1 protein-coding gene is annotated in these 452 nt (G+C 70.8%); it reads left to right on the top strand.

Annotation, left to right across the window (positions count from 1 at the left end; all coding sequences use genetic code 11):
• Positions 1 to 452 (top strand): ATP-dependent Clp protease ATP-binding subunit (locus GT358_RS16425; RefSeq protein ID WP_166583702.1); only part of this gene is annotated, 452 nt, incomplete at both ends.

A 452-nucleotide genomic window follows, 5' to 3' on the forward strand; every position in this document is an offset into this window, starting at 1 on the left:
CGCCGGCAGGGTGCCGGCTTCGCCAGCCGGATCAGCGAGCAGGCCGAGAAGATTCTGCAGGAGGCCGCGCGCCATGCCGCCGAGATGGGCCGGGCCGAGGTGGATACCGAACACCTGCTGCTGGCGCTCACGGGGTCCGAGGTGGTGCGCACCGTCCTCGGCCAGTTCAAGATCTCGGTCGATCAGCTGAAGACCCAGATCGAGACCGAGGCGAAGCGCGGCGAGACCCCGCACGAGGGCGAGATCGGCGTCAGCCCGCGGGTGAAGGACGCGCTCAGCCGTGCCTTCGGGGCCTCGACCGACCTCGGCCATTCCTATGTCGGTCCCGAACACCTGCTGATCGGCCTCGCCGAAGAGGGCGAGGGCCTCGCGGCCACCATGCTGAGGAAGCTCGGCCTGACGCCGCAGGCGTTGCGCCAGCAGGTCGCCCGCGTGGTCGGCAAGTCGGGCGC

Source organism: Rubellimicrobium sp. CFH 75288, assembly GCF_009904055.1.
Lineage (GTDB): Bacteria > Pseudomonadota > Alphaproteobacteria > Rhodobacterales > Rhodobacteraceae > Rubellimicrobium.